General features: G+C 41.9%; 8 protein-coding genes. 5 read left to right on the forward strand and 3 right to left on the reverse strand.

Going from position 1 to position 11,718, the window contains the following annotated elements; all coding sequences use genetic code 11:
* Positions 1-399: 399 nt before the first annotated feature.
* Entirely contained in the window at positions 400-648 is a 249-nt protein-coding gene (locus tag KYS23_RS19650) for a DUF2960 family protein (RefSeq protein WP_013786123.1), read from the reverse strand.
* Between the two features lie 351 nt (positions 649-999).
* Between KYS23_RS19650 and KYS23_RS19655 the strand changes: the two genes are divergently transcribed.
* The gene (locus KYS23_RS19655) at positions 1,000-2,043 is read left to right on the forward strand and encodes an AraC family transcriptional regulator (protein WP_159527916.1); all 1,044 of its coding nucleotides are present in this window, start codon (positions 1,000-1,002) and stop codon (positions 2,041-2,043) included.
* Positions 2,044-2,090: 47 nt separating this feature from the next.
* Here the strand turns inward: KYS23_RS19655 and KYS23_RS19660 are convergent, their stop codons facing one another.
* Positions 2,091-4,658 carry a TonB-dependent receptor gene (locus tag KYS23_RS19660; RefSeq protein ID WP_246604515.1) on the reverse strand — a complete coding sequence of 856 codons (2,568 nt, stop codon included), beginning with the start codon at positions 4,656-4,658 and terminating at the stop codon, positions 2,091-2,093.
* 689 nt (positions 4,659-5,347) lie between these two features.
* On the opposite strand from KYS23_RS19660, the gene KYS23_RS19665 reads away from it, so the two are divergent.
* From KYS23_RS19665 to KYS23_RS19675, 3 genes are all read left to right on the forward strand, one after another.
* Positions 5,348-6,058 (forward strand): lysoplasmalogenase family protein, encoded by a 711-nt coding sequence (locus tag KYS23_RS19665; protein ID WP_218419908.1) that lies wholly within the window; start codon positions 5,348-5,350, stop codon positions 6,056-6,058.
* A gap of 88 nt (positions 6,059-6,146) precedes the next feature.
* On the forward strand, positions 6,147-7,406 hold the full coding sequence (locus KYS23_RS19670; protein WP_218398358.1) for an MFS transporter: 1,260 nt from the start codon (positions 6,147-6,149) through the stop codon (positions 7,404-7,406).
* Positions 7,407-7,482: 76 nt separating this feature from the next.
* The gene (locus tag KYS23_RS19675; RefSeq protein WP_159527920.1) at positions 7,483-9,369 is read left to right on the forward strand and encodes a beta-L-arabinofuranosidase domain-containing protein; all 1,887 of its coding nucleotides are present in this window, start codon (positions 7,483-7,485) and stop codon (positions 9,367-9,369) included.
* A gap of 41 nt (positions 9,370-9,410) precedes the next feature.
* Here KYS23_RS19675 and KYS23_RS19680 read toward each other — a convergent pair whose 3' ends face one another.
* A complete protein-coding gene (locus KYS23_RS19680; protein WP_218419910.1) occupies positions 9,411-11,057 on the reverse strand; it encodes an L-lactate permease in 1,647 nt (548 codons plus the stop codon).
* Between the two features lie 346 nt (positions 11,058-11,403).
* On the opposite strand from KYS23_RS19680, the gene KYS23_RS19685 reads away from it, so the two are divergent.
* Complete coding sequence (locus KYS23_RS19685) at positions 11,404-11,622, forward strand: hypothetical protein (protein ID WP_201510819.1); 219 nt, start codon at positions 11,404-11,406, stop codon at positions 11,620-11,622.
* Positions 11,623-11,718 lie beyond the last annotated feature (96 nt).

Raw genomic sequence — 11,718 nt, forward strand, 5'->3', positions numbered from 1 at the left:
GCTTTATATAATCAGCCAGTTCTTTTGAGTTATTAAGCTTCATTATGTTTCTCCACTATTAACCCCCTTCAAGGTATAACTGTTGCGATATCCCTTATAAGGTATATTAAGTTAAATATACCCTTAATGGTATATATGTCAAATTATACCCTGCAGGGTATTTGGGGTTTCCTTAAACACATGCTTGAGTGGGAGATAATTGAATATTAACTTTCACGGGACTATTTGAATAAAATGCCCGTTTAAAGCTTTAACGCATAATGGCATCTATAAAAAAAGGGTCGTGTATGACCAGTAATGCGAAAGCCGTAAACCTTAATTTCTTTTCGGTTTAGTTCTGCGCGTACTAATGCCCATAAGTCATTTCAGTATTGTTGTGCGTTGTAAAGTGTAGCGCCATCATTCTTGGCCATTTTTTAAGAAGTACAAATCAGAAAATCCCATTTTTATAAATTCGGCATCTCTAAAATTTCTTACAGTTTTTTTGTCTTTACTGATTGAGGCAAGTTGCTGCTCAGTTTGCAAAAACTGGGTAAGGTCTATTCCTTCAGCATCGGCCACGGCTTCATGCATATTTTGATATCGGCTGTAAGAAAAATTTATTTCTTTTGCCACACCATTAAATTTATAACGTACTTTATGGGCCATATTCTACTCAGGTTGGTCTATCGAATTCGAAAACGGTTTAACCGCTATTATAACCGTAATTAGCGGTGCATATTGAAAAAGCTTAGTAATAAAGCTATCGAGGTCAGGTGAACATTGTTTGGCGACGTCGGCCGAATAAAACTGGGCGAGCATGAAGAAAAGCCCGAGTTCTCGCCAGTATCATGGGCCGTTATCTTCCTATTTACCTTATTGACTGAACGAGATACATTTTTATACAGCTAGCGTAAAGTAACCTTGCTTATTGACAACAAATATAGCTAAATGGTGAAAGTGTCAAATAGCTGTTTTAAAACAATAATTATTAATCACATAGAGCCTTTAAACTAGAAAATGAATAATAAACTGACGTTGTTTACCATCAATTTTCCCTATTACTTTATTCGGGCCGTTATTAATTTTTTAGCATCTAAAGGCATCGAAAGAACAAAACTGTTGGAGTTAATTGATACGGATGCCGATGAAATCAATCAGTCGTCTAGGCACTATGCAAGTCACGAATATGAAAAGCTACTTTCATATGGAGCTCGGGAACTTGGTATAAAGAATATTGGGTTTAAGTTCGGGAAAACGTTCGATATTAGTATTTGGGGTCTGTTTGGTCATATCGTAACGGCAAGCCCCAACTTGTGGAAGGTTTTAGAATATCAGAAGCGATACCAGTGTTTGTTAGGTAACTCAGGAAGGGCATATCATGAAAAAGATGGCGATAGGATAATTCTGCGTTGGCTCTCGGGTATGGAAGCAAGCTCAAATAATATTGAGCACGTAATATCTGCATGGATAACCTTTGCGTTTACCCACTATCAATCTGATGATAAACCGATATCGGTGCATTTTAACCATTCACCATTGGCTGATGTTGGTGAATATGAAGCCTTCTTTGGTTGCCCTGTCTTCTTCAATGCGAATTTCAACGGCGTAATTATTAACGAATCTTCGCTGAACATTCCGATAAAGTCGTACAATGAAGAAGTGATGAACGTTTTATGCTGCCACGCTGAGAATCAGCTCGCTTCACTACGTTCCAATGTATCTTTAGAAATTATTACTCAGTTTATCGTTGAAACCCTACCTGAGCGAGTACCTGAGCTAACCGATATAGCCAACCATTTGTCGATTAGCCCGAGACAAGTTCAGCGAAAATTTCAAAAGGAAGGCACCAATTTAACCAATCTGTTGGAAGACATTCGTATTAGTCTAGCAACATCGTACTTGAGCCAAACCGATCACAAGTTGTTGTATATTTCGCTAATGCTAGGATATTCGGAACAAAGTGCATTTCAACGTGCATTTAAACGATGGACGGGGCTTACTCCACAGTCTTTCCGTCAAACACCTATGGCAATAATAAAAAATGGAAGCCCCACACAGTGACGAACAAGGCCTCCAATAAAACTTTTTAGGTTTGGGATCCGTATGGGTTAGAACATATATTTAATATCAATGCCTAGCTCTCGCCCTCTTGTAATCTCGCCAGTAGGCGTATTAAAAACGCTCGCCGTTAATCCACCTACCCCCATTACGTACCGTTTGTTCAGTAAATTTTTACCCCATAAACCAATTTCCAGCGTGTCGCTTTCGTTATACCAAGATAAACGCGCATTTAAGTCTTTCGTGTCATAAAAGTATGCGTCGATAGCTTTTTTATACTCCTCGAGACCCGGTTGTTCGCTATTGATATTTTCAACAAACTGGTAGTCCACATGTAAGTTTGTGTTACCTACGCCAAAATCAGGCATCCAGTCAAATGTTAGGGTGTAATTTACCGCTGAATCTGTGGATGTGGTGGCTGCGTCGATAAATGTCCCTTCACCGTTGTAGAATGCTGGTGAATCTGTATCCATACTGCGTATTTCGCTAACTAACCCTAGAGTAATACTGGGGTTTAGGTGCCAGCGTAAATCCAGTTCCACGCCGGTAATCTGTCTATTATCATTTAATACTGTGGGAATAGCCTGTGTATATCCCGGAGGTTTAGTATCAACGGTAGTTTGGAAGTTATCTAACTCCATATAGTAGGCACTGACATTGGCGATAACTTGCTGCCATAAAATGCCTTTATAGCCAAACTCTATGTTTGAGGTTTCTTCTGGTTCAAACGCTTCAGGATTGGGCGTTAACGAGTCAAAACCACCGGATTTATATCCTGTAGAGTAGGACGCAAAGAACATATCGTTTTCGGTCAATTCATAACTGGTAACTAGGCGACCAGTCGTTTGAGACCATTCATCAGAGGCCGTTAGATCAGCCATTGGGAAAATAAGGTTGCTTACACCTGGGCGAACTTGGTTAAAACTGGTTTCGGGTATATACCAGGTAAAGTCCTTTTTATCAGTAGAGTAACGCGCACCTACAATTACATGCCACTTATCAGTAATTGAGTAATCTATGTCACCATAGATACCCCAGTTGGTGAAGTCACCTGTGTTGTACACCCGCTCTTCCCAAAAAATACCGGAAGCACTTGGGCCAAATATTTCTGCAATCCCCATTTGTTGCGAAACAATATCGTAGGTTAAATCACCCGTGGCATTAACAATATCACCGGTGAGGGGAACGTCGGGCATACCAATGGCTGTCATAATGTCACCCGCTACACCCATAGCATTCAGCGCGCCTGCCCATTCATCAGCATTCCATATATGATCCATGGGGAAGCCACTAGCGGTGTAGAAGGAGTCAACAGCGGCATCAAAAGTGACACCTGGACCAAATGCACCAGCAGCATGGGCATCAGTGTTGCCGCCAATCATGCCAGCAATTTGCTGGGCTACACCATCGCGAATGACGTTGTTTAATTCGCCGGTAATCATACGGCTGACAGAATTGGTCGTCGCATTTAGCTTGGTTGTTTGCCCCACATTTTCTTTAGAATATGAGAAGCCCGCTACTGCATTAATTTTGCTATTTATAAAATTAATCTGCATTTCGGTATAGAAAATATCAGAATCTTCAACATTTACCGTATCAAAATAGCGGGTAATATCGGCAGTGCCATCTTCTTCTTGTGCGTTGTTAGTTAACCACTCTCGGTAACTTGCAACATATTTCATGGAAAGCTGATTGTTAAATTCATGATTGAATTTAACAATAGTTGCAGTCATGTCGCGAGATTCACCGCCTGCTCTTACATCATTTTCGGTTTTGTTGCCAAACGGTGTGAGGCCACCGTTATAGGCGTATTCATTGAACCCAAAATTTATTTCGGCGCCTTGGTCTAATTTATCCCACTCATAGGCAATAAGGAAATTGGTGGTCGCGGAGATATCCCACAATACTGCCACTCGGGCAGCATCGTGGCCTTTTTCGCCAATGCCCCAATTTTTGTTATTTTCATTCCAACTAGCTTGATAGATGTTCTCCATAAAGCCATCTTGCCGGTTAGACAAGAAATTAGCGCGTACATAAACATTGTCGGTAATGGGGACGTTAATCATACCTTCATAGCGCTGTAATTTGTCGGTGCCAAACAACGCGCGTACAAAGCCTTCGAATTCGTCGTGGGGGGCGTTGGGTACCATATTCACTACCCCCATAGCCGCATTTCGGCCAAATAAAGTACCTTGTGGGCCTTTTAATACTTCAACCCTAGCCATATCAGAAAACAATACATTTTGGGCTGCTCTAGGCATGTAAGTATCATCATAAAAAGTAGCGGATGACGGGTCACCCCCAGCACTAATGCTTGGGCTACTAATACCACGCATACTAACCCCAGCTTGGGTAAAACCTTCATCACTAAAATCAAATCCAGGAATGAATTTATCAATATCAGCTAATAATGTAGAACCCGTTTCTTTGATTAAACCCGCTGACACAGTGCCAACCGTAACTGGCACCTTGAGAATATTTTGAACCCGCTTTTGGGCAGTAACATTGATCACTTCTATTTCTTTCTCAGTGGTTTCCGTGTCTTGGGCGCCTGCTGATAGTGAAGCTAGTACAAATGCTGAAACAATCGCATGAGCTACTTTTTTCTTCCTAAACATATTATTTCCCCTATAGTTCTTAATACTTTTCTCTAGCATTAAATATTTATTTTTTTATTCTTTTTTAATGCGACTATATTTTTATAAATTTAAATAAATTTCTTTTTTATTAATTAAACCTAGTCACCCTATTCAAGGTTCTGCCTAAAAATGAATGCTTTTCATTTTGCTCTCATTACACTCGGTGTTGTTGTCTGCATTAGGCGTTAAAGAGGCGTTATTACAAACGCTTCGACTACCTCTTGGTCTACTAAAATAATTTAAAAATTTAATAAATTCATAGTCTTAAATTTTTTTGGGTCGTGTCTGGACGCTGATGGTTAAAATATAAAGTAATAACATCTCGTTTACATTGTCCCTAAAGCGACACTGTTTGACCGCAGAGACCAAAAAAACCGTGGATAATTTTACGTTTGGAAGGATTGCATCCATGTTGATTCTTTAAATTATTTTGTTAAACAGTGGTTTATGTTTTTCTTGGTGTTTTTTTTCTGTCTTCTCAGCTTTTTATCGTATTTGCATTTCAAAATTTTGTTTTGTAATTTGATCGGCGATTTATAGATTAAATTGGTGAGAGATTAGTCTGGTGAATGGTTTTGTCAGGAAGTGATTTTTTCACTTTTTATATTTTTATGCTTTTAATTATTGCGCACTTTTGATGCTACGTATGTTTAGGCGGAGATGAAATTTTGAGTCAAATTCAAAAAATAATTCTAACAATATTTTTAGTCGATCTATGTGGGATATTATATTTACAGCATCCCCTAGAAATTAAGAACCCAATAATTGGCGTTGTACTTTTCACCGTAATAATGTCCTTGGTTCTTGCATCTTTGATGGTTAAAAAGAAATCAAAAGATCATCAAACGATTGGATACGCAATCCTCTTTATTGGTTTGGGAGATGTGTTTTTAGTCATTTCAGGCATATTTTTGCCTGACTATGATCATATTAGCAATCCACTGGGCATGCTTGCGTTTACGTGTGCCTACGCAACCCTTTCTTTGCTATTTGCCAAAAATTTCGCCCTACAGAAAAGCGATATGCTCAAGGCTATTCCTGTGTTGCTAGTTATACTGCCAGTTTTGTCCATTTTACTGCCTAATATTCAGGGGGTTATGTTTATATTGGCGATTGTGTTTTCTCTTGTTGTCAGTTTCATGGCTTGGAATGCCCTGTGTTGTTTGCACCGAGGCTATTACAACAACAAAGTGGCTACGCGGTTTGCCATTGCTGGTTTCCTTATGCTGCTGTCCGATATGGGGGTGGCATTTGTACTGTTTTATCCCGACCCCGCGATCAGCCAAAGTGCTTGGTTGCAAAATGAGATATGGATCACCTATGTGCCTGCTTGGGCGTTGATATTCGTTAACTTATTAGAAGAGAAGTTGGTTGCTTAGTTCTTAGCTAACTACCGTCAAACGTTAATTTAAGAATGTTCATCTGGCGTGAAACCATTAGTACATTAACTGTGTTTAGGAATACGCAATGGGATTAAAACTCAAAATTGGGCAAATGCAATTCTTGCAATTTGTGGCGTGGGGCTCTTGGCTTATTACTATTGGAGCCTATGCGTTTAACACGAAGGGATGGACTGCTTCAGAGTTCGGTGCTGTTTTTTCAACTATTGGAATAGCAGCGCTATTTATGCCTGCAACGATAGGGGCAATCGCCGACCGCTGGATTAACGCTGAAAGGTTATACAGTATGCTGCACATAGGTTGTGCGGTAACCATGCTATTTATTCCTATGGTCGATGATCCAGCCATACTCTTTTGGGTTATGTTGCTAAATATGTGCTTTTATATGCCCACGATATCATTGATATTCTCAATTTCGTATCGAACCATGGATGATGCGAGCATGGATATAATCAGAGAGTATCCACCGCTTCGAGTTTGGGGGACTGCGGGGTTTGCGGCTGGCATGTGGATAACCAGTTTATCTGGATTAGAAACCTCGGCATGGCAATTTTATATATCAGCGGGGGCTTCGCTAATTGTCGCAGGTATCGCTCTTACCATGCCAAAGTGTACGCCGCTAAATCAAAAATCGCGTACCACACTGGGTAATTTGTTGGGCTTTGATGCCTTTACGCTGTTCAAAGAGTACCGAATGGCAGTTTTTCTTATTTTCTCTATGTTATTGGGCGTGTGCATGCAGCTGAGCAATGCCTATGCTGGTGCCTATATTCACCATTTCAAAGATATTGCTGAATACGCAAGTTCACCCTTATTAAAGTTTCCGGCCATTGTGGTATCGCTTGGGCAATTTTCAGAAATGCTCTTTATTTTGATTGTACCCTTTGCCCTCAAAAAGTGGGGCATTCGCACAGTGATGATAATCAGCATGGTCGCTTGGGTGTTTCGCTGGTTGATGCTTGCCTATGGAAACCCAGTAGATGGCCTATTTCTGCTAATTGGCTCAATGATTGTGTGGGGGATGGCATTCGACTTCTTCAATTTGTCAGGTTCTTTGTTTATTGAAAAAGAAACAGATCCCTCTATGCGCTCCAGTGCACAGGGCTTATTTCAAGTCGTAGTAATAGGTTTGGGGACTATCATTGGTAGTTTCGCAAGTGGCTACATTATCGACGCCTTTTTCACCGAAAACGGGGTAAAAGATTGGCAAGGCATCATGAACTGCTTTGCACTTTATAGTGCAATCGTTGCTGGGCTATTCGTCATTATGTTTCGGCGTGACAAAAAGTCAGACGCCGCTACTTTCGCCAACAGATCTGCAACGTAAACAGAAGCTCGCAACGGTTTAACTATTTCAGAGTAAGGGGTGGAAGCCTTTCGCTTGAATACTATACGGAAGTAAAATGACATCAATAAAAGCACTAACCTTCAAACCCCTAGCGCTTACTGCCATTAAGCCTACCGGTTGGGTTCGCCGACAATTGGAGATTCAAGCTGAAGGATTGACTGGGCATTTAGACGAATTTTGGCCGGACGTGCGGGACAGCGCGTGGTTTGGAGGGGAAGCAGAAGGGTGGGAGAGAGCGCCATATTGGTTAGATGGAATAATGCCACTGGCTTATCTACTAGAAGACGATAAGTTAATTGCCAAAGTTCAAGGGTATTTGGACTACATCCTCTGTCATCAACATGAGGATGGTTGGCTTGGGCCCACGGATCCGAACGTTACAAACCCAGAATCCAAACAACAATACGATATATGGGCGCAATTTTTAGCCCTAAAGGTGTTAGTGCAATATTATGAAATAACCAGCGACGAGAGAGTAGAAGGTGCTGTTTACCGCTGCTTGCGAAAAGTAGATTGCTCAATTAACTGGACGCCTTTATTCGATTGGGGGCAAGCCCGTTGGTTTGAGGCTTTCATTAGTATTTTATGGCTTTATCAGCGTAAACCAGAAGCCTGGTTGCTCGCCTTAACCACCAAGTTAGAAGCACAAGGTTTTGGCTGGAAATCGTTTTTTTCACGCTGGCCAATGACCTCTGCAACGACAAAAGGTGGTTGGAATTTTATGAGCCACATCGTCAACAACGCGATGGCAGTCAAGGCATATGGGTTGCTGAGCAGAGTAACCAAGTCGCCGGACGAAAAATTAGCCGTAGATAATATGATTGCGCTACTCGATGAACACCATGGAACGGCTGTAGGGACTTTTACCGGCGATGAATGCTTGGCGGGAAAAGAGCCTACCCGTGGAACTGAGTTATGTGCAATCGTAGAATATATGTATTCACTGGAGCATTTGGTTCAAATATTTGGTGATGTTAAGTATTCAGATAGGTTGGAAAAAATTGCCTATAATGCACTCCCGGCGGCCTTTACTCGCGATATGTGGGCTCACCAATACGATCAGCAAACTAATCAAATAGCGTGTGCTATTGATGAAAACATGCCTTGGTCTACCAACGATCCTGATGCCAATATCTACGGATTAGCCCCTCATTTTGGTTGCTGTACTTCAAACTATCATCAAGGCTGGCCAAAACTACTTGCTAGCCAATGGATGACAAGCACCGATGGTGGTGTAGTGGCAACCATTTATGCGCCGTCCAAGTTAACAACCCAAATCCAAGGCGTGGAAACCACGCTTGAGCTTATTACCGATTACCCCTTTAATAATCATTTAACCTTTATTATAGGGTCTGAAAAAGCCAACTCATTTCCACTTTATATTCGTATTCCGCAATGGTGCCCTCGAGTGACTATTTCACTTGATGGCGACAGCATAGAGTCTACCGAAAGTGGAAGTTACTTTAGGCTTAAAAGAACTTGGCATAGACAGGTCGCAATAACCGTTGTACTAGAAATGCCAGTGTCTCGACAAAAGCGGCTTTATAATGCTATCAGCTTGGAGCGCGGTCCTTTAGTTTTTTCGTTACCTATAGACTATGAACAAAAACAAGTGAACCAAGATAAACCACTTCGGGAGTACCCCCATTGTGACTACGAGTTTAGGGCGAAATCTGCTTGGAATTTTGCATTGAAGTACGACGGAGAAATATCGTTATTTGAGAGCGCGGTTGATACTGAAATCCCTTTCAGCAATGAGCACTTTCCGGTCACACTAACGATAGATGCGAAACAGTTACCTCAATGGCAAATGTTGGGTTGTATTGCGGCGCCAGTACCTCATAGTCCGGTAGCCTCGAAAAGCGAACCACAAAATCTAGTTTTAGTGCCCTTTGGTTGTACTCATCTTAGAATAACTGAATTTCCTTACTATTTCGCATAACAGTGAGGAAAAGCTCGCTCGCGAAAAGGGTTCACTAAAGTCTATGTCGCGAAAAGGTTGACCAACAAAACGCCTAAACAACCAGCGATAAACGAAAATACGACCATGACCACCACTGTACTTTTTAAAATGTCGCCGTCGCGGTTTTGCAAACCAAGAATAGCGGTTACTGCCACTATGTTATTGATGCACACCATGTTGCCCATGGCGGCGCCTACACTTTGTAGTGCCAGTATGGTGGTTAAGGGTAATGACAGTTGCTCTGCAATGGTGGTTTGAATACCAGCGAAGGTTAAATTAGAGATAGTGGCCGACCCTGAAAAGAATGAACCTAATGCCCCTAATAGCGGCGCGAAGAAGGTCCAGTTTTCGCCGGTAATTTGTGCCAAGTGATGACCGATTTGTGCTACTGCCGCGCTGTTTTGACCAGAACTGTCGCCTAGCATCATCATATTCACAAAGATAAGTGCACCTAGCATGGCGAAAAAAGGCGTGCGCATGCGGGCAAGAGTTTGTTGGCCTGCTGTTTTTAACGTATTTGGTTCTGCTTGTTGGCGAAATAGCCACAAGGTTACGCTGCCGGTTACCGCAAAAGGAATGATAGATGGAATATACAAAACGCTATGTTTCCAGGTTACCGCGGTATTTAAGATGTCGGTTAAGCTGGCCACTAAGCTTGTGCTTATGTGGAAAGTGCCTAAAAAACCTAGGCTAATGTGTAAGGCGGGTTCGGTGGCTTGTAAAAGCGCTTTTAACCCTAGTTCCGGCAGGCGAGTTAAGACTAAAAGCAACACGGTGCCCCATAGCGGGAACGCGGCTTTTATTAGTGTTTTTAGTGGTACTGTTTTCGCTGGGGCTTGTTCGGTGGATACTGTTCGATTAGCTGTTGGTCGATTTACTGCCTCAATTCCTATTTTATATTTCGCTAGCAGCAGGGTAATGATTAAGCCAATTAGCCCGCCCAGCAACGAAGGGAATTCCACACCAAAATAGCTTAGCCCCAAATAGGGCAGGGTGCATGCGCAGGTGGAAAGTAGAATAAAAAGCAGGTTCTTTTTAATGTCGGCGGCATCGCTTACTACTAATCGCAATGCCAATATCACAATAACAGGTGCGGCTATGGTGTTAATAAGGGCTGCTTGCTGTGCTATTTCCCGCACGCTTTCTTGGGGAAGCTGCAACAGCGATAACCCAAACCATACAGGTGTGCCCATGGCTCCAAAAGTAACGGGAATGGTATTTAGCACTAAACAGAACAGTGCCACTCGTAAGGCGGGAAAACCAAGGCTGTAAAGTATGGGGGCGGCAATAGCGGCCGGTGTTCCAAAACCACTGGCGCCTTCAATTAGAAACATAAACGCCCAGCCTACAATCATTAGCTGGGCTACGGGGTTTTCGCTTACGCCGTCTAGCGATTTACGTAAAATAGCTAATGCACCAGTAATTTCCATGCATTTAAAAAGGAATATCGCGCCGGCGATAATAGAAAGCGGGGTAAGTGCCAGTAATGCGCCACTTATTACATTGGCATTCACTAATCTTGCGTCTTGTTTGAATACCAGCAGCACCACAATATAAGCTACCAAAGCGCTTAAAGGTAGGGCTTTGCTAGATGGCATAGGGTTCTTTTTTACCATTAAGGTAATTAGCAAAATAAGAGGTAGGTAAGAGAACGCTAAATTCATCATAGTGACAAGGTTTCGCTTAATGTAAGCATCTCTATACTCTGCTAGTTGCTTGTTAACGAGTCAAATTATTAGTGTATATGAGTTACAGCGCAACTTTACCTCAAGCAGGCTCTATGTTGCTGGAGTGGCGCACAGGTTAAACGGGCGGGGACTTTGATTAGCCCAAGCGCTACAACATAGATGCACGCCGCAACCCCATGTCATGTGGATTTAGTATCTTTAAGCCGTTGTTTGTAAAAGGGCAGGAATTTAGTTATAACCTTGAAGATATTGAAAAGTACTACAATAATTATGTTGAGCCGCTGGAGTACTGGAACACAGTGCTACCAGATAAAATTTAAAAGATGTGGTCACTGAGTTTAACAAGCAAGTACAAAGGATACTTGATTTTTGCGGGCTACTTTTTGAAGCGCGTTGCTTAGATATCTACAACACCAAACGCTCAGTAAGAACCGCAAGAGCTGAGCAAGTTCGTCAGCCTATTTATCAAAGCGGAATGCAGCAATGGAAGTATTTTGAGTCTGATTTAGGGCCGTTAAGTGCTTTAGTCTCAACGTTAAAATAGCCCTGAATAGCCAACGCTAGCTTATTCGCGGTAAGGTACGACTTAGGTGTTATACTTTCGTATAATTATGTAGCCGTTGCAGTAACCCGAAAGGAT

The sequence above is a fragment of the Alteromonas lipotrueae genome (genome assembly GCF_019249255.1).
GTDB lineage: Bacteria > Pseudomonadota > Gammaproteobacteria > Enterobacterales > Alteromonadaceae > Alteromonas > Alteromonas lipotrueae.

Excerpts from the sequence above, each read along its gene's own strand:
- KYS23_RS19650 (WP_013786123.1), bottom strand. The coding sequence starts at position 648 with ATGGCCCATAAAGTACGTTATAAATTTAATGGTGTGGCAAAAGAAATA.
- KYS23_RS19655 (WP_159527916.1), top strand. The coding sequence starts at position 1,000 with ATGAATAATAAACTGACGTTGTTTACCATCAATTTTCCCTATTACTTT.
- KYS23_RS19660 (WP_246604515.1), bottom strand. The coding sequence starts at position 4,658 with ATGTTTAGGAAGAAAAAAGTAGCTCATGCGATTGTTTCAGCATTTGTA.
- KYS23_RS19670 (WP_218398358.1), top strand. The coding sequence starts at position 6,147 with ATGGGATTAAAACTCAAAATTGGGCAAATGCAATTCTTGCAATTTGTG.
- KYS23_RS19675 (WP_159527920.1), top strand. The coding sequence starts at position 7,483 with ATGACATCAATAAAAGCACTAACCTTCAAACCCCTAGCGCTTACTGCC.
- KYS23_RS19680 (WP_218419910.1), bottom strand. The coding sequence starts at position 11,057 with ATGATGAATTTAGCGTTCTCTTACCTACCTCTTATTTTGCTAATTACC.